The sequence below is a fragment of the Salegentibacter agarivorans genome, assembly GCF_900113135.1.
Lineage (GTDB): Bacteria > Bacteroidota > Bacteroidia > Flavobacteriales > Flavobacteriaceae > Salegentibacter > Salegentibacter agarivorans.
Genome location: NZ_FOOH01000025.1, coordinates 22,029 through 43,656 on the forward strand (window position 1 = coordinate 22,029; position 21,628 = coordinate 43,656).

General features: G+C 35.5%; 21 protein-coding genes. 8 read left to right on the top strand and 13 right to left on the bottom strand.

The genetic code is table 11. The features are described 5' to 3' along the window. Positions 1-208 precede the first annotated feature (208 nt). Complete coding sequence (locus BM084_RS15465; protein WP_093305904.1) at positions 209-763, bottom strand: hypothetical protein; 555 nt, start codon at positions 761-763, stop codon at positions 209-211. Positions 764-1,073: 310 nt separating this feature from the next. Between BM084_RS15465 and BM084_RS15470 the strand changes: the two genes are divergently transcribed. After that, entirely contained in the window at positions 1,074-2,192 is a 1,119-nt protein-coding gene (locus tag BM084_RS15470) for a GAF domain-containing sensor histidine kinase (RefSeq protein ID WP_218152256.1), read from the top strand. A 610-nt stretch (positions 2,193-2,802) separates the two neighbouring features. Here BM084_RS15470 and BM084_RS15475 read toward each other — a convergent pair. Next, entirely contained in the window at positions 2,803-3,006 is a 204-nt protein-coding gene (locus tag BM084_RS15475) for a dodecin family protein (RefSeq protein WP_075327335.1), read from the bottom strand. A gap of 269 nt (positions 3,007-3,275) precedes the next feature. Next, positions 3,276-3,716 (bottom strand): universal stress protein, encoded by a 441-nt coding sequence (locus BM084_RS15480; RefSeq protein ID WP_075327336.1) that lies wholly within the window; start codon positions 3,714-3,716, stop codon positions 3,276-3,278. A 421-nt stretch (positions 3,717-4,137) separates the two neighbouring features. Here BM084_RS15480 and BM084_RS15485 point away from each other — a divergent pair, with 421 nt between their 5' ends. Further along, entirely contained in the window at positions 4,138-6,210 is a 2,073-nt protein-coding gene (locus BM084_RS15485; RefSeq protein ID WP_093305909.1) for an amino acid carrier protein, read from the top strand. A gap of 100 nt (positions 6,211-6,310) precedes the next feature. Here the strand turns inward: BM084_RS15485 and BM084_RS15490 are convergent, their stop codons facing one another. From BM084_RS15490 to BM084_RS15515, 6 genes are all read right to left on the bottom strand, one after another. After that, positions 6,311-7,996: a formate--tetrahydrofolate ligase gene (locus BM084_RS15490; RefSeq protein WP_245764392.1), complete on the bottom strand. Its 1,686-nt coding sequence runs from the start codon at positions 7,994-7,996 to the stop codon at positions 6,311-6,313. A gap of 170 nt (positions 7,997-8,166) precedes the next feature. Beyond that, entirely contained in the window at positions 8,167-9,000 is an 834-nt protein-coding gene (gene ygiD, locus BM084_RS15495) for a 4,5-DOPA-extradiol-dioxygenase (protein WP_093305913.1), read from the bottom strand. Positions 9,001-9,067: 67 nt separating this feature from the next. After that, the gene (locus tag BM084_RS15500) at positions 9,068-9,640 is read right to left on the bottom strand and encodes a YceI family protein (protein ID WP_075327340.1); all 573 of its coding nucleotides are present in this window, start codon (positions 9,638-9,640) and stop codon (positions 9,068-9,070) included. Between the two features lie 37 nt (positions 9,641-9,677). Then, positions 9,678-10,328 carry an NAD(P)-dependent oxidoreductase gene (locus tag BM084_RS15505; RefSeq protein ID WP_075327341.1) on the bottom strand — a complete coding sequence of 217 codons (651 nt, stop codon included), beginning with the start codon at positions 10,326-10,328 and terminating at the stop codon, positions 9,678-9,680. An 11-nt stretch (positions 10,329-10,339) separates the two neighbouring features. Then, positions 10,340-11,041, bottom strand: coding sequence for a DsbA family oxidoreductase (locus BM084_RS15510; RefSeq protein ID WP_075327342.1), 702 nt, complete (start codon positions 11,039-11,041; stop codon positions 10,340-10,342). Positions 11,042-11,230: 189 nt separating this feature from the next. Beyond that, on the bottom strand, positions 11,231-11,809 hold the full coding sequence (locus BM084_RS15515) for a Crp/Fnr family transcriptional regulator (RefSeq protein ID WP_075327343.1): 579 nt from the start codon (positions 11,807-11,809) through the stop codon (positions 11,231-11,233). A gap of 466 nt (positions 11,810-12,275) precedes the next feature. Here BM084_RS15515 and BM084_RS19560 point away from each other — a divergent pair, with 466 nt between their 5' ends. Both BM084_RS19560 and BM084_RS15520 read left to right on the top strand, forming a co-directional pair. Next, a complete protein-coding gene (locus BM084_RS19560; protein ID WP_262506683.1) occupies positions 12,276-12,398 on the top strand; it encodes a hypothetical protein in 123 nt (40 codons plus the stop codon). Positions 12,399-12,526: 128 nt separating this feature from the next. Further along, on the top strand, positions 12,527-13,009 hold the full coding sequence (locus BM084_RS15520; protein ID WP_093305915.1) for a PAS domain-containing protein: 483 nt from the start codon (positions 12,527-12,529) through the stop codon (positions 13,007-13,009). A 33-nt stretch (positions 13,010-13,042) separates the two neighbouring features. Here the strand turns inward: BM084_RS15520 and BM084_RS15525 are convergent, their stop codons facing one another. Together BM084_RS15525 and BM084_RS15530 are read right to left on the bottom strand one after the other, a co-directional pair. Then, positions 13,043-13,834 (bottom strand): universal stress protein, encoded by a 792-nt coding sequence (locus BM084_RS15525; RefSeq protein ID WP_075327345.1) that lies wholly within the window; start codon positions 13,832-13,834, stop codon positions 13,043-13,045. 190 nt (positions 13,835-14,024) lie between these two features. Then, complete coding sequence (locus BM084_RS15530; protein ID WP_245764393.1) at positions 14,025-14,630, bottom strand: phosphatase PAP2 family protein; 606 nt, start codon at positions 14,628-14,630, stop codon at positions 14,025-14,027. A gap of 626 nt (positions 14,631-15,256) precedes the next feature. Here BM084_RS15530 and BM084_RS15535 point away from each other — a divergent pair. Further along, positions 15,257-16,711 carry a peroxidase family protein gene (locus BM084_RS15535; protein WP_083634196.1) on the top strand — a complete coding sequence of 485 codons (1,455 nt, stop codon included), beginning with the start codon at positions 15,257-15,259 and terminating at the stop codon, positions 16,709-16,711. A 170-nt stretch (positions 16,712-16,881) separates the two neighbouring features. On the opposite strand, the gene BM084_RS15540 is transcribed toward BM084_RS15535, so the two are convergent. Further along, on the bottom strand, positions 16,882-18,981 hold the full coding sequence (locus BM084_RS15540) for a tetratricopeptide repeat protein (RefSeq protein WP_093305917.1): 2,100 nt from the start codon (positions 18,979-18,981) through the stop codon (positions 16,882-16,884). Between the two features lie 14 nt (positions 18,982-18,995). Continuing rightward, on the bottom strand, positions 18,996-19,760 hold the full coding sequence (locus BM084_RS15545) for a LytR/AlgR family response regulator transcription factor (protein ID WP_093305920.1): 765 nt from the start codon (positions 19,758-19,760) through the stop codon (positions 18,996-18,998). Positions 19,761-20,072: 312 nt separating this feature from the next. Here BM084_RS15545 and BM084_RS15550 point away from each other — a divergent pair, with 312 nt between their 5' ends. Genes BM084_RS15550 through BM084_RS15560 form a run of 3 tightly spaced genes read left to right on the top strand, consistent with a single transcriptional unit; the run spans position 20,073 to position 21,308 of the window. After that, positions 20,073-20,573: an outer membrane protein gene (locus tag BM084_RS15550; protein ID WP_093305922.1), complete on the top strand. Its 501-nt coding sequence runs from the start codon at positions 20,073-20,075 to the stop codon at positions 20,571-20,573. A gap of 23 nt (positions 20,574-20,596) precedes the next feature. Further along, on the top strand, positions 20,597-20,947 hold the full coding sequence (locus tag BM084_RS15555) for a DUF4870 domain-containing protein (protein WP_075327349.1): 351 nt from the start codon (positions 20,597-20,599) through the stop codon (positions 20,945-20,947). A gap of 31 nt (positions 20,948-20,978) precedes the next feature. Beyond that, positions 20,979-21,308 carry a hypothetical protein gene (locus tag BM084_RS15560; protein WP_075327350.1) on the top strand — a complete coding sequence of 110 codons (330 nt, stop codon included), beginning with the start codon at positions 20,979-20,981 and terminating at the stop codon, positions 21,306-21,308. Positions 21,309-21,628: the final 320 nt, after the last annotated feature.

Sequence of the window (21,628 nt, forward strand, 5' to 3'; positions counted from 1 at the left end):
CTTGTTAAATATTTTTTTTGAATCTAAGTAATTGATATAAAATAATTTAGTGAATGAATAAACCTAATTCTGCTACCAGGGATATATTTTATGATGTGAATAGTCTCCTATTTGATATAAAGCATAAAAAAGCCTGTAAAGTTTTTTAAAAGCTTCATTTAGACTGAAGTTTATACTTTACAGGCATTAGTTAAAGGTTCTGAAGAGATTACATACCGGCCACACGCTCTTCATTTATATTTTTAGGATCAATTTTAATAATTTTTGATTTATCATTTTTTACAACTTTAATTCGATAAAGTTCTTTATCCAGAAGCTTCCCCTGCCCCCTGGCTTTATAATTATTCTTTACCATACTCCAGCCTTCGGTTTGTCTCCATAATTCATTTCTTACTGCAAGAGGCAAAGCAATATCTTTAAATAGTTGCCTGGTTCGGTTTAATACTCCTTCTTTTGAATAATTTGCTTCAAGAAATCCTTTACTGGATTGAAAACGTACTAAATAACTATCATAATCTTTATATTTCACTTCTTCAATAAATTTAGAAATATCAAAATAAGACTCCATAAATGCCATCGGATTTTTAGTGAATTCAGCAGCAAAACTATCGCTCACATTATAGCGGTATTCATCGGGATTATCGGTTTCCTCCAGAACAAAGGGAGAATAAGCAATTCTAGTTTCTTCCAGTTGAGTAATTCTCTGGGCGTAGCTACTAAAGCTAAAGCTCACAAGCATCAAAATAACGACTGATTTTTTCATAACAATTAATTTTTAAGATTTATAAACGGTTTAGGTACAAGCTTGTATTTAATTATATCCTAAAGTTAATTAGCAAAACAGGTGAAATAATAAGGAATGATCCAGACTATATTTTTTTGGTAATGAACAGGTAGAAAATTGATATAAAGCGCGTAAACTGAATTGGACCTATTTTAGAAATCGAAAATTTTTACTAATTTTATAAACTTTTTATACTCAAAAAATTATTCTTATTAAGACTTCCACTACGCATAAAAATTATAAAGCAGACGTTGCAAATATTAATAAAATTCCCATCGTTACTCAGTTATTGGATATTATTTGTCTTACAACCGGGATGGGTTTTACCGCAATTGCGCGGGTCACAGAAGATAAATGGATTACCTGCGCTGTTAACGATAAAATTAAATTCGGATTAAAACCCGGAGATGAATTAAAAGTAGAAACAACTATTTGTAACGAGGTACGTCAGCACGAACAGGCTGTTTTTATAGATAATGTAGCCACAAGCGAAACTTATGCCAAGCATCCTACTCCCGCGATGTATGGTTTTTCAAGTTATATTTCGGTTCCATTATATAAAAAAGATGGAAGTTTTTTTGGTACTATTTGCGCTATAGATAAAAAGATAGCTAAAATTGATACCGAAGAAATTAGAGGGATGTTTCAACTCTATGCTGAATTAATTAGCTTTCACCTGGAAGCAATTGAAGAAAAGGAGAATGCCGTTGCCGAATTAAACGAAGAACACCAAATAGCTGAATTGCGGGAACAATTTATTGCAATTTTAGGTCACGATCTAAAAAACCCCATCGCCACTACGCGGATGAGTGCTGAAATCTTAATGAAATTGAGTAAGGAAGATATTGTAAAGCGCAATGCTTCCCTTATTAAATCTACCAGCATCAGGATGGAAGGTTTAATCGATAATCTTCTAGATTTTGCCCGCGGCCGCCTGGGAGAAGGTATAAAGCTTAATAAAACTACCGATTCCAAAAAACTGGAAGATGTATTGAAACAGGTGATTAACGAATTAAAGATTATTTCTCCCCAACAGAAAATTTCTTCTAAAATTCAATTAGAAAATCCGGTAAATTGTGATCCAGACCGTATTGCACAATTATGTTCTAACCTTTTAGGAAATGCAGTAACTCATGGTACTTCAGATGAATCTATAGAACTTGAAGTGGTATGTTTAAATGGAGAGTTTAAATTAGAAATTACCAACAATGGGACGAAAATCCCTAAAGAAGTAAGGGAAAAATTATTTGAACCATTTTATCGTCTTGAAGGAGAAGAGCCCAAAAAAGGTTTAGGCCTGGGGCTTTATATTGCATCTGAAATTGCAGCAGCACACAATGGAGAGATAAAAGTAAGCTCTTCAGACAAAGAAACTGTTTTCAGTTTTGTGATGCCGGCGCAAAGCTAACCCGGGACAGCCAAAAAGCTATCTTAGTTACTTTATAAAATAGCAGCCTAAAATATTAGGTTAAGAGTTCCTAATACTGCAAAAATAGCCGCAACCACTATCCAGGCCAGAATTAATAAAATAAATAGTTTAGCCAGAAAATGAAACCCTGATGTGGCTGTTTTGTAATTCTCCAAAAAAATGTAAAAAGGATTCATAGCACAAATATTAAGGTTAGACATAGAACCTATATAGAAATTCGCTATAAAAAAGTAGTGGTAAAAACTTATTTTACTGAAAAGATATTATTGAAGCTTTTAGCCCTCAAAATAATTTGTCCAGAATTTTTAAAGGTAATTTTCCACCATATTCTAAAGTTATTATCCAAAAAAGTTCACCTTTAATTTAAAACTATTAATACATTTTTGAAACGGGGGAAATCCTGTATTAATCAACTTTGTAATAAAATAGAGATTTATTTTTAGGAAAATTCTGTATAATTTTCCAGAAGAAAACAAATTCGAATAATATAGAAATTTAGGATTTTAGGGGCTTTGAATGGGAAGTAAACATAAAAATGGGGAAGCGTTTAATTAATAAACTACTTCCCCAAAACTCAAACGAACTAAATTTAGCTCTCTTTTTTAAATGATATCTTCGCGTTCACTGCGTACGAAGCAATTTTATTATTAATCACATTCGCGTGCATCTCTTTCACGTAAACCGATTCTATATTTTTTACACTTTTAGAAGCCTCTGCAAGGGCATTTCTGGTTGCATCATCAAAACTCTCTGTTGAACTTGCAATTACTTCAATAACTTTTACGATACTCATAATTTTTTGTTTTTATGGTTATATCTTAAAGTTAATGAACAAGTTAGCCTATAAAAAAGGTTTAACAATTTATAACATGGACTTAAATCTTTATTCCTAAAAAAATTAAAAGAATATTTTTTTAAAAAAATTCCTCTACAGATTCAAAGTGTGTTTAGAATTACGATAAGAATCGCACAATGCAACTTTTTGAATTAAAACAAAGCGATCTTGCACTTAACTTTTAATTTAAGAGCTAAATCGCATTATTATCTCAGAAAATGAGAAATCTATCCTAGCGGGACCGCTAATAAAGGAATTTGAAGTTCGTCTATAAGATCTTTTTTCTTGTTTGAGGTAAACAGGCCATACACCAGGTTTTTTTTCTTGTGGCCGGCAACTACCAAATCAATATTACACTCATCTACCAACTTTTTAATAGACTTTATTACAGAACCTTCAATTATACGGCCCTCTACTTCTACATTATGATCTTTTGCAACATCTTCGGCCCACTTTTCTATGGTAGCTTTTTCTTTTTTTCGGTCCTCAGCTCTCTTTTCATAAACATATTGAGGTCCGGCCTCCCGGGCAAGAAAATCATCAGGATCGGCTACAGTTACGTGAATTATCCAGATTTTGGCGTTTGTTAATTTAGCAATATTAACCGCGTGTGAAATAAGTAAATCAGCATCATTTTTACGGTCTACGGCTACTAAAATGTTCTTCATGTTATGGCAGGTTTAAGAAACTAAAAATAGGAAAAAATTATGCGCTTCTAAAATATTTGAGAAGCAACCTTAATCTTTTCCAATTTAAATGTGTGTTTTTCAATTTTTCTAACTAAGGATTATACATTATATTTACAGCTAATTTTTCAAATTTCATAAAAAATAAAACCAGGCTAAAAATCATTTTATTTTTCTTCTCGGCGGTCACGGGAACTTATGCTTTTCTTATTTATAATTTTATCTACCTGATGAAAATAAGGTGACCTAAGAGTTTCTTCTAATTTGAATGATTTTCCCTTTTTTTATCACTTCGTTTTCATCCAAAGATTAAATTAAAATACATAAAAGCAAACCCAATGATTTCTTTAGGAAGAAACGCTGCTTTTTAGCGGTGTGGAGTTTCAAATTTAGAAATTAAACTATGAAAAAATATTTTCTTTTAATCCTTTTACTTCCGCTTTCAATGTTAAATGCCCAGCAACTTAAGATAGATGCTAAAGCTGGAAATATTTCTAATTTAATTAATGACGGATTTATTGATTTGGAGGTTTCAGGTGGGCAACCTCCCTATACCTATAAATGGTCTGATAAAAATACTGGGCTTGAATCAAAATCGGCTTACGGTCTTACCGAAGGAATTCCTTATAAAGTCAAAATCACAGATAGTAAAGGTGCCACTCTTACCCGGGAGTTTAAAATAAAACCTAAAGCAATTACCGAACATTTTAATGGTGCTGCTGTTCCGCTGGTAGAAAGCCTGGGGAATTTCTTATTCTGGGACCCGTTTACCACATTTGGAATTTATGATCCTGTAGTGTATGCTGAAGTTGCTAAAGTGCCCATCCCGGGTTGGAGTCCTTCGGTAAATGATCGCTATTTACTTAAGGAATGGAAAATTAATGAAGGGAAGAATGTGAATGAAGGAGATCTTATTGCCATAGTAAATTCCGAAAATAAAGGTGATTTAAATATTTATGCCACTACAAGCGGAAATCTAAAACACTTAACCAAAGCCGGAGATGTAATTTACGATTCCAATAACAGCGATCATCTTATTAAAACAGGCGCTCATAATTTAGCCGAAATTAAATACCCTACTCCCCTGCCAGTTACTCACCCAAATGGAGACCCCAAAACCCATAATATTCCTCTTATAGTTATTTGGTTAATATTTGGTGCTGCATTTTTTACCGTTAAAATGGGTTTTATCAATTTTAAAGGGGTAAAACATTCTATAGACCTCGCACGCGGAAAATATGATGACCCTACCGCCCCGGGTAAGATCACTCATTTTCAAACCATGGCAACCGCAGTTTCTGCTACCGTAGGACTGGGAAATATCGCCGGTGTGGCTATCGCTATATCTTTGGGAGGAGCCGGAGCAACTTTTTGGATGATTATCGCCGGACTTTTAGGTATGGCTTCAAAATTTGTGGAATGTACCCTTGGAATTAAATATAGGGTTATTAATAAAGAAGGAAAGATTTTTGGTGGCCCTATGAATTATTTACAACACGGGCTGGAGCGAAGAAATATGAAAGGTTTTGGTAAAGTTCTGGCTGTTTTCTTTGCAGTGCTTTGTATTGGAGCAACCCTGGGTGGAGGGAATATGTTTCAGGCCAATCAATCTTTCGAGATTCTTGCCAGTCAGTTTGAATTTATGGAAGGAAATGGTTTTTATTTTGGCCTCGCCCTTTCAGGCCTTGTAGGCTTGGTAATTCTTGGTGGTATTGAGAGTATAGGCAAAGTAACCGGAAAGATTGTTCCCTTAATGGCTCTTATATATGTTGTTTCTGCGCTTGTGGTTATTGGTGTAAATTTTGAAAATATAGGTTCAGCATTTTCTGCGATTTATAATGGTGCTTTTAATGCAACAGCCTTAAAAGGCGGAGTAATAGGCGTACTTATTGTAGGATTTCAAAGGGCTGCATTCTCCAGCGAATCTGGAGTTGGTTCGGCGGCAATAGCTCACAGCGCCGGAAAAACCAGGCATCCAGCTTCTGAAGGCTATGTAGCGTTAATTGAACCTTTTATAGACACAGTAATCATCTGTACTTTAACTGCACTTGTTCTTATTTTTACCGGCATGCACGAGGTAGAGGGCGTTGGCGGGGTTCAACTTACCTCTGGAGCCTTTGCTACCGTGATGCCATGGTTTCCTTATGTGTTGAGTATTGTGGTTTTTCTCTTTGCATTTTCTACTATGATCTCCTGGTCTTATTACGGGCTACGCGCGTGGACTTATATATTCGGAAAAACCAACAGGAGCGAATTGGTTTTCAAATCTATGTTCCTGGTTTTTGTAGTGATTGGTGCTTCAGTAGGGCTGGGAGCTGTGCTTGATTTCTCTGATATGATGATTTTAACTATGTCTTTCCCTAATATTATTGGCCTATATATAATGTCCGGTGAAGTTAGAAATGACCTAAAGGAATACAACCGAAGACTGAAAGCAGGCGAATTATTTACAAAAACTGTAGAAAAAACTGTTTAAGCGCATTTTTATCCCGTTATAGAGTAAACATTTTAGAAAGTTAAAAACCTTCCGGCGAATACCGGAAGGTTTTTTTATTTGAAAAAAATAGATCTTGCCCTTAAACCAGCCCCGAAATATTTCCTTCCAAATCTACTGTTATAATTTCTGAAGCGGGATGTACTGGTAATCCCGGCATTCGCATCATATCACCGGTTATAGGAATAAGAAAGCCTGCACCGGCAGCAATTTCAATCTCCCTAACAGTGAGTGTAAATCCTGTTGGTCTTCCTAATAGCGCCGGATTATCTGATAATGATTTTTGAGTTTTTGCAATACAAACTGGCAATTCTTCCAGTCCCAGATCTAAAATAGTCTTCAGGTTTTTCTTTGCTTTAGGTGAAAATTCTACCCTATTAGCCCCATATATTTTTTTCGCAATAGTTTCAATTTTAGTCACCACATCCTGCTCCCATTTGTACAGGGGTTTAAAATCAGAACTATTTTCTTCTATAGCTTCTATTACTTTGGCCGCCAGGTCTAACGCTCCTGCTCCACCTTTTGCCCAACCATCAGAAAGAGCAACCTTAATATTTAATTTTTGGGCCAAATCAAAAATAACCTGTATTTCTTCATCGCTATCACTATAAAACCTGTTAATGGCAATAACGGGGGTTATATTATACAATTTTGCATTCTCCAGGTGTTTCTCAAGGTTGGGAAGCCCATTAATTAAAGCCTCAACATTAGGAATTGTAAGTGTTTTTAAATCCGCTCCACCGTGATACTTAAGAGCCCTAATAGTAGTGGTCATTACCACCACTTTAGGCGCCAAACCAGCGCTTTGGCATTTAATATCAAGAAATTTTTCTGCACCAAGATCAAAGCCAAAACCAGCCTCGGTCACCGTATAATCTGAAAGGCTCATCCCCATTCGCGTGGCAATAACTGAGTTGGTTCCCTGGGCAATATTTGCAAAAGGACCTAAATGAATAATTGCGGGATTACCTTCAATAGTTTGTACCAGGTTTGGTTTAAGCGCGTCTTTGAGTAAGGTCGCCATTGCACCTTCAGCATTAAGATCTCGTGCAAAAATTGGCTTTTTTCCATAAGTATAACCAATAAAAATATTTCCTAAACGTCCTTTTAAATCGTCTAGGTTTTCGGCAAGGCACATTATGGCCATAATTTCTGAAGCCGAAGTAATGTCAAATCCACTCTCCCGCGGAATTCCAGATCCTGTTCCTCCAAGTCCAATTACAATATTTCTAAGTGCACGATCGTTGACATCCATCACTCTTTTAAGCGAAATAGTACGAGGGTCGAGTCCCAGATTATTTATTTTTGACTGAATATTATTATCTACCAGGGCAGCAAGAAGATTATGAGCTTTTTCTATCGCTGAAAAATCTCCCGTAAAATGAAGGTTTATATCTTCCATAGGAAGAACCTGGGAGAAACCTCCTCCTGTGGCACCACCTTTAATACCAAAAACAGGACCTAAAGAAGGTTCACGCAAAACTACTGTAGTTTTTTTGCCAAGTTGGTTTAAAGCTTCAGACAGTCCTATAGAAACCGTTGTTTTCCCTTCACCAGCAGGAGTTGGCGAAATTGCAGAAACCAGGATAAGGTTGTTATTTTTTATCTTTTCTTTATTAATTCTATTTAGCGGAAGTTTGGCTTTGTACTTTCCGTACATTTCAATTTCTTCAGCATCAAGGGCTAATTTTTTGGCAATTTCAGTAATAGGTTTTAACTCAATCTTTTGAGCAATTTCAAGATCGGTAAGTGGTGTTGTGGTCATCATCTTTACTGCTTTTATAACCACAAAATTATATGCAAAGGAAGTGTTGAAAAATGACGGGCATCAGTATAAAGGAAAATATTCAAACGTTTTCGGAGATTTAATATTCAGAAATTCTTTTTAGAATATTTCTGCTAAGAATTTAAAGACATTTATTTTAGAAAGAAACAGCATCAGCCAATTTTAACTGAAGTCATTGTTAAAGAACCCGCTACGGCTTTATCATTAAAAAAGGAAAGTTTTTCATTTTTAGCTTCGAGCCCAAGGGTGTAAAGCAAGGGAATATAATGTTCTGGAGTAGGAATGGCCAGTTTCGCCTCAGCTCCAAGGTTTTTATAATTAATAAGCCTACTAAAATCACCTTCAGAAATATACTTTTTGAATTTATCATTCATCTCCAAAGCCCAATCGTAACCATAACCCGGTTCTTCTATTTTATCCCAGGCCAACATTCTTAGATTATGAACCATATTACCGCTACCAATAATTAAAACTCCTTTATTTCTAAGTTCCATTAGTTCTTTAGCAAGCTCAAAATGATAGTTTTCGTCTTTACTATGGTCTATACTAAGTTGCAAAATAGGAATATTTGCTTCGGGATACATATGCCTAACTACGGTCCAGGCGCCATGATCTAAACCCCAATCATGATCTTCTACAATCGCTGTAGATTTTACCAGGTTTTTAGTTTCCCGAGCTATTGCAGGACTTCCCGGCGCAGGATACTGAACCTGAAATAATTCCTGAGGAAAACCTCCAAAATCATGAACGGTTTTAGGAAATTCCATACTGGTAATTCTGGTTCCTTTCGTGAGCCAATGGGCCGAAACTACCAAAACAGCTTTTGGAGTAGGCATGTCTTTAGCCATTTTCTTCCAACCGGAACTAAATTCGTTATCCTGAATGCCATTCATAGGTGAACCATGACCAATAAACAAAACGGGCATTGGTTGCTCCTGCCTGGGCAGGTTGGCTGTGAATTTATTAAAATCTGAAAGGGTCGACATTTTATTTACTTTAAAAAGAGGAGGCTGCTAAATTTTTTAAATATAACTTATAGCCTCCTCCAGATATTTATTGTTTAATGAATTCTCCGTCTACTTCAATATTTACTTCGTCACTAAGCATTGGCTCAGGGAAATCGGCTCCTAAATTAAAGTCAGATCGTTTTATGGTTCCTGTTATTGCAAAACCGGAAGTTAAATTTTTACTCTGCGGATTTTCTACTGTACCACGATGCCAAACCTCTAAAGTAACAGGTTTTGTAACGCCGTGAAAAGTAAGATCTCCGGTTACTTTATATTTATTATCACCAATTTTTTCTGAAGAATTACTTTTAAAACTCATCTTAGGATGGTTTTCTACATCAAAGAAATCAGCACTTTTAAGGTGACCGTCCCTTCTGTCCACACCCGTGTTAATAGAGGCTACATCTATTTCCATTTCGTATTCAGCATTACTAAAATCGTCTTCAGATGCTGTAATACTGCCTTCAAATTCTCCAAATTGACCTTCTATTTCGGCAATTCCAAGGTGTACAATGTCAAAAGAAACCTGGGTATGAGCCGGATCGGCTTTCCAGGTTGTTTGTGCGAAAATGCTTGTGCTTAAAAAAGCGACAAACAAAAAAGAAAATACTTGTTTCATAATATTTAGTTTAGATTAATTAATAAAGTTTCATTGTTTAATATGCGGCTGTAAAGCGTTGTTTTATATGTGCTCCATTCTCGGCTTCATCTACCAGGACCACGGCAGTATCCTGCACAGATAACTCGCTTTTCCCGTCTTCATCAAATACGGGTTTTTCAAAGCCTTTTCTATAAGTATTTCTACGTTTTTTAGGTTTCCCGGGAGCCATACCAATTGCAGGGCTAAAGAAAGTCCAATCCAGTTCTTTTTCTCTTTTAAGAATTTCAAAATATTCGCTGGCCGCCGTTGCTCCGGGTTTAATTTCTTCCGGAAAATTTGGAGAATCAATCACCCTTGTTCTTTCATTTAAAAACAGGCTACCAGCACCGCCAACAACTATTAATCGCTTTACACCAGCTTCTTTTACGGCCTGTTGTATAGCTTTGGCTCCTTCCAAATATTCATTATAAATATTAGGATTAGACCAACCCGGATTAAATGCACTTATCACAACTTCACTATCCTTAACTGCGTTAGCCAGTTTTTCTATATTTTTCACATCTACTTCTACTTTTTTAAGCAAATGGGCTTCAGCAATATTTTTTGTATTACGCGCAATGGCGGTTACTTCATGGCCTCTATCTAATGCCTCTTTTAAAACTTCAGATCCCACAAAACCTGTGGCGCCTATTAGTGCTATTTTCATAATTCTATTTTTTAATCACAATTTCCATCAGTTGAACACGAATCTCCTTTAGAAATTTCCAACTGATTTTTTTTCGGTTTAAATTCTTCCCAGGCTTTCTTCAGGGTTTGTAAAAAAGCATCGGATGGCTGAGCTCCTGAGATAGCATATTTATCATCTATTACAAAAAACGGAACACCTCTTACCCCAATATTACGGGCTTCCATTTCGTCCTGTTTCACATCATAAGCAAAAGCATCAGATTGTAAGGTGCTTTTTACTTCTTCCGCTTTTAGCCCTATAGAAGTACCTATTTCCTGTAAAACTTCAGCATCATCTATATTTTTTGCTTTTTCAAAATGAGCTTTAAACAGAGCTTCTTCAATTTCGTTTCCCAGGCCTTTAGATTTAGCTAATTGAATAAGCCTGTGCGCCATAAACGAGTTGGCGGTAACCGAAGTTTCCAGGTTGAACTTAAGACCTACTTCAGCAGCCATATTGGTTGCGCCGCTAAACATTTCTCTTGCCTGTGCTTCGCTTACACCTTTTGTTTTAACAAAATACTCCAGGGTGCTAAGATTAGGATCTGTTTGTAGATTAGGGTCTAATTGATAACTTTTCCATTCAACCTCCACTTTATTCTCCTGCGGAAATTTTGCCAGCGCAGCTTCAAATTTCTTCTTTCCGATGTAGCAAAAAGGACATCTTACATCTGACCATATTTTAACTTTCATATTTATTTTTTATAATATTGAATAAAAACTTTACCCGATAATCGAGATAAAAATCCTAAAAACTTACCAAGCCTATTTTGCTATGAGGCATTAGTAAAATTCTACTTCTTAAGTTACTTAAAAAATAGATATACAAAGATGGCTAAGAAACTTATTAAATTAATTCACCTATGTTAATAAACCGGGAGTTTAATAGAGATTCTTACGAATCCTGCTTAAAGATTGGGGTTTAATTCCCAGGTAAGATGCGATAAGATATTGGGGAATGCGTTTAATAAAATGCGGATAGCGTTTTGAAAAACTTTTATATCTATGATCTGCATCTTCACTAATGGTTTTGGCAATTCTTGTATGTAAGGAAGCTAAGGAATTTTGGAGTAAAATTCTAAAAAACCTATCGAATAACGGGTGCATACGGCAGAGTTTTTCGAAGTTTTCTTTATTAATAAGCAATGCCCTGGTGGGTTCCAGCGCCTCAATAGTTGAAACAGCTTCGGTACCTCTAAAATAACTGGAAGCATCTGTTATCCAGTATTCTTCAATAGCCAGTTGTATAACATTTTTATCGCCTCTTTCACTAAGATAATAAGAAAAACAAGCTCCTTCAAGAATAAAAAACTGGTAATTACAGGTGCTACCGGCCTCAACTAAATATTCCTTTTTCTCGTAGGTTTTTTCAAAAGATAGTTTATTTAAATCGGTAAGCATTTCTGAAGAAATTTCTTCACCCAGGGTCCTTTCTATAGTTTTCTTAATAAGACTTTCCATAAATACTGCTATTTCTCACTCCCGATTAATAATTTAAAAATACCAATTCTAAAGGTACAAAAAGAAGATTTTTAAACTTAAAACTCCACCTCTGGGATTTAAAGATTCCCCCCTGCCCCATTCCAAATCTTCTTTCTTGCCTTTATTTTTTTCTTTTTGGTTTATATGAAAGAAGGTTGTAAATTGCGGGTTAATATTTTAATTTTTAGTGATTTAGCTATGAACAAGGCTTTTTCTAAACTTAAGATCATCTTTCCGACTTATTAAGCACTCGCGAGTGTGCTTACGTAATCTGTATCCTTTATTTCAATTATAACTTACTCGATAATCGAGATTTAAAAATTTTTGAGGCTTGCCTCAAGGTATTTATTATTTCCCTTAACGGGAAACCCAACTCGCTATATAAAGGTTTTACTACAGGCATGTGTTTAATTAAAATTTTTGTTCACATTAAAATTATAATAAAATGGCAAAGCGAGGTACAAAATTAAAACCTTCAAAAGTCGATTTAAAAGCACGAAAACAAGAAAAAGCTGCACGTAAACTTGAAGAAAAGAAAATGAAAGGCAGAAGGAAAGTCGGGGGTTAATTTAAACTAAGGCTAAACAAGATTTAGCCAGCCACAATTACCCGTGCATTTTTATAATGAGAATTCGGTTTGTCAGAATTCTGGCACTCCGAATTCTCTAATTTGTTTTATTCAATAATCGTAACATCATGATCTCTACTCATAAAATTCAGGAAGATACTATGCGCAATAGTTCTATCCAGAATAATTTTTTAAAGCAGTATTTTGAAAATTCTATTGTTCCTCAACTTTTTATTGATGCTGAATTATATTTAAAAGATTTTACCCCGGCCGCTGGAAAACTTTTTGAGCTGAAAAAAGAACATTTAGAAAGGAATATTTGCGGGATTAAAGAAAAAATGAAACACAGCTCTTTTATTGAAAATATTAGAGGTGTTTTAATTACTGAAACCGTGCTCAAAAAAGAAATTAAAATAAATGATGAACGCAGATTCTTAAAGTGCATTCAACCTTGTTTTTCTGAAAATGAAGAAGTAATTAACGGATTTATAGTAACTTTTATTGAACTGGAAGTGCAGTCTTCCTTACTAGAAGAAAACAGTAGATTAGAATTGGAAAACCAGGAGCTGAAAGAATTTCTTTACCGGGAGCTTACAAGGGCAGGTAAATAATAAAGAGATTTGGAAAATAGATTGTTTCAAAAATTAATGTAACACCAGAATGGGAAGTGAATTTGATACTTTAGAATAAATACCGCGCTTGGTATGAAGAAAACTATCGCATAAGCCCAGGTTTTTCCCCATCATAACGATCATATCAAAACGATCCTGGATTTTTTGTAGGTTATCATCAGAAAAAATGTTTTTATCTTTAAATGGTATCACTTTCACTATCCTGTTCTTAATTTGAGAGAAAATTTCTCTTCCGGCTTCCACGTCTACTCCCTTCGCGGGATCTCCTACTTCTACCACGGTTAAAGCTGTACCTTCAGCTATTTGTGGTTTATTAAAGATGGCAAAAACATCTTTGTTTAGGGAAGTGGAATAAGCTATTGGGAATATCATTTTCTCTATAGGTTTATACTGGCAATGCTCAGCTACCGCTAAAATATTATATCTTATTTTTTTTATGACTTCATAAGTGTGGTTACCAATAATTGTGAAGGGAGAATGGCCTTTATGAGCCGCTCCCATAACAATAAGGTCTACATTTTTCTCATCGGCATATTTACGAGTGGCTGTTAGGAGATCACTTTCTGAATATAAAGCGAAAAAATTGTGATCTTTATTCTGGCTTATTTCCTGAAGTTCGTCCATTCTTTGGTGCAACTTTCTTAGGGCAAGTTCCTTCTTTTCCTCTTCCAGGCCGGCTTCAGGATTAAATTCCCTTATATTAAGCATATAAAAATTCACCGGAATATCGCCCAGAAACTGTACTGCATAACTTCCGGCGTTTCTTGCTACCTCAGAGAGATCTGTCAAAATAAGTACATTCATACCACTGTAAATTAGTTCAGTAAGTATGCAAACCTATAGCAAGAATAATTTTATAAAAATGATGAAAATCACATTATCCTAATTTTTTGCCGGGAAGGAAAAAGCTAATACATTCATTTTCAGCCTTGAAATTAGTGATAAACCTACGCCCGGTATTCCCAAACAGCTAAATAAATAAAAAAATCACTGTTTAAAACGTGTATCTGAAACCCAGGAGATAAGCATCATCTCCACTGGAAAAAGTGACTTCCATTTGTTGATCTTCATAGGGAGTGGTGAAAAAGAAGGTGCTACCTATTCCTATTGCTGCACCTGCCAGCACATCCCATCCATCGTGCCGTTTCGCATTTAATCTACTATATCCCGTAAAACCGGCAAGAATATAGGCAGGAATACTATATTTAAAACCATATCTACGATGAAAAAATGAAGCTCCCTGGAAAGCAACCGAGGTATGTCCCGAAGGGAAAGCATAACCTCCACCCTGCAGCGGCCGTTCTTTATTTATTAAATACTTTCCTGCGCCGGTTACTGCCAAATTGAGTAAAAACCCTTTTGTAAATTGCCAGGACCCGGTTTTATCTTTTAAAATTAAAGAAGTAGCAAAGGCCGAAACCGGAAGCAAGATAACCGAAGCATCTCCAGATTTTTCAATAAATGAATCTTCTTTTTCAAAAAACTGGCCGTAGGTATTATTGGTGGTTAATAAAAAAATACAACAGAAAATGACAAAAAACATTTTCTTTATTACATAACTTGGCCCATTTTGCTGAAGGTTAGAGTTTTGAAAAATCATTAGTTAGTTTTAAAAAATTATTTTAATAGCGTGAATTCGTAAAAATAAGTGCCGGTTCTAACTATAGAAAATAAGGTTTTTTAAATTTTTCATAAACATTGCTCAAAAAGGTTAAACTATTATTAAGTAGATACCCCTTTAGAAGTAAAGTGATAAAAATTATGATTTATTAAAAAATAGTAGCATAAAATAGAAGCTGAAAAATATTTTTCTTTTAAGAAGAATAGTTAAAATTTTTTATTACATTGCTTCAAAGTTGATTTAAAGCGCTAATTTTCAGTAGTTTTTGATATTTATATTTGAATGAAACTCTTTCTAAATTAAGTGTAATTTCAAGTTTTTTTATTAGAATCAAAGAAAATAAACCCTAATCCCAACACAGGTTTATTTTAAGATTATACCCTCAACATATCCCCTACAATCTTTTATAATCCCGGGTTATTTATATCCCGATTTTAGCTCTATTCACCCTAGACGGTCATTTTTTATGATCAATTAGAAGGTGATAGATAAACTATTATACCCGGCTTAGCGTATTTCAAATTGCACCCGCAAGATGAAATATCTATAGGCTCCAGGGATATACCGTATTAAAAATTTTATTAATAATTAAAAACCAGTTTATCATGTCAGATTCAAATCACCATGGAATGCACAGTTTTGAGGGTAAAAACGTGCTTTGTTCGCATCATTCTTTTGAAAAAGAAAGTTTTGGCCGTTTTGGCAGAATGTTTAGAGAATTGCCTCCACTTTATAATCCGCCATCGCAGTTAGCTGGGTTGGGGAAAATAGATGGACCAATGAATGGAGGTAATTCTCCTAAATTTACTGATTCAGTTCCGTTAGGAATGGTATTTTTTGGTCAGTTTATAGACCATGATATTACTTTTGATACCTCTACAAGTTTTAGTAGTATTAATAATCCAAATGAAATTGAAAACTCACGTTCTGCTAATTTAGATCTGGATAGTGTTTTTGGAGGTGGCCCCGAGGATGATCCTTTTTTATACCGACCAAGAGAGGAAGGTTTTTATCTGTTAACCGCATTGAGTAACAATAATATGGATCAAAATAAAGCTACGGAAAAGCATGATCTGCAACGGAATGGAAAGGGAACTGCTGTAATTGGAGATCCCAGAAATGATGAAAACAGGGTGATTTCTCAAATGCAGCTAGCTTTAATTAGATTTTATAATGCCAATTATAAAATGCTTAAAGACGCTAATTCAGATTATAGTCCTGAGCATTTATACGAAGAAGCAAGAAAAATAACCACATGGCATTATCAATGGGTTGTTGTTAATGAATTTCTACCAATAATGTGCGGGAAATATTTAGTGGCTGATATTTTAGGTAATGGCCGTAAATTTTATAAACCTATCTATAGTGCTTTTATTCCGGTAGAATTTTCTGTAGCAGCATTTAGATTCGGTCATACTATGATTGCGCAGAATTTAAAACTACAACAAGACGGCGATATGAAAAGTATCTTTTCTAGTGAATTTGGAAAAGGTTTTTCAAGAATTACCAGTAGCGACCAGGCTATTGAGTGGGACGCTTTTTTCGATTTTGGTACAGATTTCCAAAAGGCCGAAAAACTGGATACCACCCTGGCCCCTATTTTACTGGAATTACCTTTTGTGCCCTCTGATGATCCCAATGATAAATCTTTAGCAACAAGGAATTTTAGAAGAGGCCAAAGCTTTCTTCTACCTTCTGGAGAAAATGTTGCGAGACATATGCAACGGGAAGAAAGCGAAATTGAGCAAGTGGTAGACTTTGTGAACAACAAGGTGAAAATGGAGGATGTTGATTTGTCTGCAGGCATACCGCTTTGGTATTATATTTTGGCAGAAGCAGAAGTAATAGGTAGACAGGATGATGACACACAGTTCTCATCAGGAGAAGGCTTGGGTCCGGTGGGCGGCAGAATAGTTGCAGAAGTGCTTATAGGTCTTTTAGAACTTGATAGAGAGTCGTTTTTAGGCAACAATCGAGATTGGGTACCAACGCATGGTGAAGATGGAGTTTTTACAATGAAAGATCTCATGGAAGAAGCCGAGAAAGCTTACAATCTTTAATAAAACTATGCTTGAAGTAATTGGAGATTACAAAAAGAAAAAGCCCCAAATATACTGTTTGGGGCTTTTTCAAATTTTAAAGGAGAACTCACCCTATCAATTAAGGTTAATGTCTAATCCCTCTAAATTCCAGTATGATTAAAAAGAGAAAAACCTATAATCGTACTCATTTAAGAAATCTCCGCTTCGGAAGGGAGGGCTTCAAATTTATTGAAGTTATCACCTGGTTTTTTCCCTTCTATTCTTTGGAGTGTTAACACCACCCTTGTACCTTCAGGTTTACAATTTTCATCTTTTTTATCGATAATTTCATAGGTAATCTTTCCTGAGTAGCTTTTGTTATACAGGCTTATACGCTCCTGAATAATTTGCATTCCCATACTTTTATGTTTTTTACCAGAGGTTGTTTTTCTCCCGGCATTTTTTCGGCCTACCCCATTATCGTCTATAATTATAGTGATTTCCTTTTCATTGGGAATAATATTTATAAAGAGTTGTTTTTTATCGCGTTTGCTTGGCAACAAGCCGTGCCAAATCGCATTTTCAATAAACGGCTGCAGTAAAAGCGGGGGAATACTAATGCCTTTTACTGCCGATTCTTCTACCTTAATCTTGTAAGTGAAATCTTTTTCAAAACGATTTTCTTCCAGGGTTAGGTAGTAACGGGTGAGTTTTATTTCTTCACTAAGCGGAATAATATGTTTTTGAGAGGTTTCCAAAACCATTCGGGTATAACGACTAAAAACTACCAGGTATTTCATAGCCTTTTCGTTTTCCTTGGTTTGGATGAGGTATGTAATTGCATTAAGACTATTAAATAAAAAATGCGGATTTATTTGCAGGCGGGTTACCAAAATTTCAGCACGGGCAAGGTTACGCTCGTAAATCGCTTTCATTTTTTCCTTCTCTTCCTTTAAAATACGTGCGTTGGTTTTCTTTTTTGTTTGGGCATTGCGGTATTGCAAAAAGAAAATTATTAAAATGAGCAATAATCCAATTCCCATCAATAGCATTAAAATTCGGCGTTCTTCCAGCAATTGTTCCTGGGTATCCAGCCGGGCTTCCTGTAGTGCCCGGTCTTTTTGAAGCAATTCAATTCGACTTTCCTTCTTTTCCAGGTCGTATTTTCGTACCAGGGCTGCTATTTCTACATTCTGTTCACTTAGTTTTATGCTGTCTTCATAAGCTTTTCCCTGCTTGAAATAAGATAAAGCTTCAACGGGTTCACCGGTCTCTTCCTTTAGATGCGCCATTCGCAGGTAGTTTTGCATCAGCAAACCGTGTAAGTTTAAGCCTGAAGCTAGGTCAAGTGAATTCTGGTAATATTCTTCTGCACTTATAGGCCGGCCTTGTTTTTGCTCAATATCGCCCAGACTGGATAAAATTTCAGCTTGTTTTTGCCTATCTCCAATTTGTTGAAAACCTTCAAGAGAAATAGTAAAGAATTCTTTAGCCCGGTTCAAATTTCGGCCTTCTACCAAATAAGATTTTCCTAAAAATTCGTTGGTAATCGCCAAACCATATTGGTCTTCTCTCTCGCGGTTAATTTCCAGAAGCTCGTTTAAATACTCCCTGGCTTTGGTAAAATTACTTTTATCGATATAATAATCTCCAATAGAAAGGTAATTCATTGCCACACCAAGACTGTTATTACGTTCTTTTTCGGCTTCCAGGGATCGTTCAAAATAGTCTAAAGCCTGGTCGGCACGGCCTGGAATGGAAGTTAAAGCGTTGCCAATACCATTGCTGGCAATAGCAATATTTTTAAGATCATTTTCCCTTTCAGCAATTTTAAGCGCTTCCATATAATAGGAAACCGCCGTATCATAATTATGATTATAACGCCCCGCTACTCCAGCATTGTTGGCAAATATCATCTTGTTAAGCGGATTGATGTCTTTGTCTTTTACCAGGTTGTAGGCTTTTGTATGCAGCGGTAAAGATTCGTCGTAATTTTGGTGGTAACGAAATAATAGTCCTAAATTATCTAAAGCAAGGGCGTACAGCAAGGTATCGTTTAACTGCAGCGCTTTTTGCACCGCTCCTTGTGCATACTGTAATTCTTTCTCCTCATTATGTGCCTCACGATGAATTTGCCTGCTTAATTGAATTTGTGTGACTACTTTAAGCGAATCACTTTCGGCCTGCTGAAATTGAGTGCTTAGACTGTCTATTTTAGACTGGGCTGATAAACCGGCAGAGAGGAAAAAAATTGCAGGAAAAATCACCAAAATTAATATTCTGAAATTTCTAAACTGAAGCAGTGCCATAGATTTTATCAGGTTTAGGAAGTTTTAGTGATGGCATCAAAAAGACTGGTGATTAAATCTTTTTTGGTTTTGCTCACAGGAATGGCTTTCCCATCCTGCATGACCAAATAGCCACCATCATTTTTGTAATATTTTTTCATATAGTTTGGATTGATGAGGTAAGACTTGTGAATGCGAATAAAGAAATACTTGTCCAGTAGCTTTTCAAATTCTTTCAGAGTTTTACTAAGCACCAGTTTTCGCTTATCAGAGAGAAAAAGCTGCGTGTAGTTATTCTGACTTTGTGCATAGAGAATTTCATTAGTTTCAATAAACTCATACCCATCGGCCACCGGGAGCGCAATTTTATTTTTTAAAATACCTTCCCGCCGCATATAAGTAAGCAAGTCGCTTATTTTTTCAGAAGAAAGATTGTTTTTCTTCTTGCGCTCCTCCTGCCAGTCTAAAATTGCCTCCCTAAATTCGGTTTCATCTATGGGTTTCAGCAAATAGTTTACAGCCTTAGCTTTAAAAGCCTGGGCGGCATATTGACTGTAGGCTGTAGTAAAAATAACATCAAAATTAGTTTCCGGTAATTGATCTAACAGTTCAAAGCCATTCATTCCCGGCATTTCCACATCAAGAAAGATTAAATCTACTTTTGTGTTTGGCAAGACTTCTAGAGCAGATTCCGGCCGGGTACCCTTATAGATGATTTCAGCATCAGGAAAATTTTTACGCAGATGGAGCACCAGGCCTTCTACGCAGTGTACTTCATCGTCTATTATAGCTACTTTCATCTTTTCGAAAATTTATTCTTCTAAAGGGTGGAATTAAATGTTAAGGAGCGGCTTTTAAATTTATTGCTTACCTAATTTAATTGTTATTAGTCAATTAATAAAAAATTAAGGATAAAATACGCTTTTATATTAGGGAAACAGGGTTTTGACTTAGAGAAACTGATTTTTTAGCTGAAACAACCCAATTATTACAATTCTTCATTTAACTAATTCATAAGGTGCTTATACTCATTAAGTCTTGAAAACCGAAGATAATGCTTGCATCTTCACACTCAGAAATCAAAACGAAAACCGACTAATTAAACCTTCATTATGAAAACTAAATTACTAGCAGCTATTTTTTTCTTTTTTACAGGAATTTATGTGAGTTCAGCTCAACAAGACACTCGAATTGGCGTAATGCTAAATTATGGAACCGAAGTAGAAGCTATTGGTGCTGGAGCTAATGCTGAATTTCCCATTCTTGAAAACCTGAGCATTTCACCGGCCTTTATTTATTATTTCCCGGGTGATCAATATGGTGGAAGTCTAAACTGGTGGGAGATTAATGGAAATGCAAACTATTATTTTGTGAATAATGAAAACCTGGGTTTTTATGGACTTGGCGGACTTAATTATACCCATGTAAGTTTTGACTGGGGAGATGAAAGTTTTGGAGGTGTTGAATCCAGCGATGGCCGGTTTGGACTAAACCTGGGAGCAGGTGCCAATTTTAATATAGATAGTAATATCACTCCTTTTGCTGAAGTGAAATATGTGATTATAGACGGCGGCCAATTAGTATTAGGTGCAGGTGTAAAATTTAGTCTATAAAAACACGTCTTATAAATTCAACTATGGAAAACCAAGAAAGTTTAGCCGGAAATATTGAGAAAACCGAAGACAAATCTATAGGAATTATAGCTTATCTAACCCTAATAGGCCTGGTAGCAGCTTTTATAATGAATAAAGATAAAAACAACGAGTTTGCTACTTATCATATAAAACAATCTCTGGGATTGTGCCTTGTTGGCTTTGCCATTTTTATAGTAGGACTTATTCCAGTCTTAGGATGGGTTGCAAGCTTTGCAGGTTCGCTTTGCCTGCTTGTTTTATGGATTATGGGCCTCCTAAATGCTGTAAACGGAAAACAGGAACCTGTGCCGGTACTGGGGAGTAAATTTGAAACCTGGTTTAAGAATATGTAATAAGTAATTTATTAACCAATAAATCAATATTATGAATCAAAGAATAAAATTTTTATCACTGTTAACATTCTTTTCACTTGTATTTCTCACTGCATGTTCCGAAGATGATGACAGTATTGAGGAGACGGACGATATAAGTGCAGGCTGTACCGATTTTGAAAACTCTTATGAAGATGTGATGACCGTAGCCAATACTTACATTAATAATCCAACAGAAGAAAATTGTGAAGATTATAGACAGGCCGTTATCAACTTTTATGAAAGTTACAAGGATTGTAGTTTATGGACAGAGGAATATGAAGAAGATGATTGGGACGATATGGAGAACTGGAGTTGTTCTGATACAGAAGGAGCCAATTAATTAAAAACAAACGTGTTGGGGACACTTTATGGGCAAGAGGGGCCATCCTTTAAATTTTGAAAGATGGTTGTCCTAAAGTGACTGAAAAAGCCGAATTTATTTCGGCTTTTTTGTTTTTAAATATCCTGAAGAATAAAAGAAATATATTCTTGTAACCTGGTAAACCTATATGGAGAAAAATACTCAACCTTTATCCTTATATATTAAAATGCATTCTGGTTATTCCCTTTTTTAAAGCCATACATCTTAATCAAAAAATTACATGGCTTCGCCGCCGTCAATTACATTGATACACTTGCTTTTAGCGATGAATCTGCTAT

Coding starts and splice junctions, on each gene's coding strand:
- BM084_RS15520 (WP_093305915.1), top strand. CDS start 12,527: ATGATCTCTACTCATAAAATTCAGGAAGATACTATGCGCAATAGTTCT.
- BM084_RS15510 (WP_075327342.1), bottom strand. CDS start 11,041: ATGAAAGTTAAAATATGGTCAGATGTAAGATGTCCTTTTTGCTACATC.
- BM084_RS15525 (WP_075327345.1), bottom strand. CDS start 13,834: ATGAATGTACTTATTTTGACAGATCTCTCTGAGGTAGCAAGAAACGCC.
- BM084_RS15550 (WP_093305922.1), top strand. CDS start 20,073: ATGAAAACTAAATTACTAGCAGCTATTTTTTTCTTTTTTACAGGAATT.
- BM084_RS15555 (WP_075327349.1), top strand. CDS start 20,597: ATGGAAAACCAAGAAAGTTTAGCCGGAAATATTGAGAAAACCGAAGAC.
- BM084_RS15485 (WP_093305909.1), top strand. CDS start 4,138: ATGAAAAAATATTTTCTTTTAATCCTTTTACTTCCGCTTTCAATGTTA.
- BM084_RS15535 (WP_083634196.1), top strand. CDS start 15,257: ATGTCAGATTCAAATCACCATGGAATGCACAGTTTTGAGGGTAAAAAC.
- BM084_RS15515 (WP_075327343.1), bottom strand. CDS start 11,809: ATGGAAAGTCTTATTAAGAAAACTATAGAAAGGACCCTGGGTGAAGAA.
- BM084_RS19560 (WP_262506683.1), top strand. CDS start 12,276: ATGGCAAAGCGAGGTACAAAATTAAAACCTTCAAAAGTCGATTTAAAA.
- BM084_RS15505 (WP_075327341.1), bottom strand. CDS start 10,328: ATGAAAATAGCACTAATAGGCGCCACAGGTTTTGTGGGATCTGAAGTT.
- ygiD (WP_093305913.1), bottom strand. CDS start 9,000: ATGTCGACCCTTTCAGATTTTAATAAATTCACAGCCAACCTGCCCAGG.
- BM084_RS15560 (WP_075327350.1), top strand. CDS start 20,979: ATGAATCAAAGAATAAAATTTTTATCACTGTTAACATTCTTTTCACTT.
- BM084_RS15475 (WP_075327335.1), bottom strand. CDS start 3,006: ATGAGTATCGTAAAAGTTATTGAAGTAATTGCAAGTTCAACAGAGAGT.
- BM084_RS15530 (WP_245764393.1), bottom strand. CDS start 14,630: ATGATTTTTCAAAACTCTAACCTTCAGCAAAATGGGCCAAGTTATGTA.
- BM084_RS15540 (WP_093305917.1), bottom strand. CDS start 18,981: ATGGCACTGCTTCAGTTTAGAAATTTCAGAATATTAATTTTGGTGATT.
- BM084_RS15480 (WP_075327336.1), bottom strand. CDS start 3,716: ATGAAGAACATTTTAGTAGCCGTAGACCGTAAAAATGATGCTGATTTA.
- BM084_RS15545 (WP_093305920.1), bottom strand. CDS start 19,760: ATGAAAGTAGCTATAATAGACGATGAAGTACACTGCGTAGAAGGCCTG.
- BM084_RS15465 (WP_093305904.1), bottom strand. CDS start 763: ATGAAAAAATCAGTCGTTATTTTGATGCTTGTGAGCTTTAGCTTTAGT.
- BM084_RS15490 (WP_245764392.1), bottom strand. CDS start 7,996: ATGATGACCACAACACCACTTACCGATCTTGAAATTGCTCAAAAGATT.
- BM084_RS15500 (WP_075327340.1), bottom strand. CDS start 9,640: ATGAAACAAGTATTTTCTTTTTTGTTTGTCGCTTTTTTAAGCACAAGC.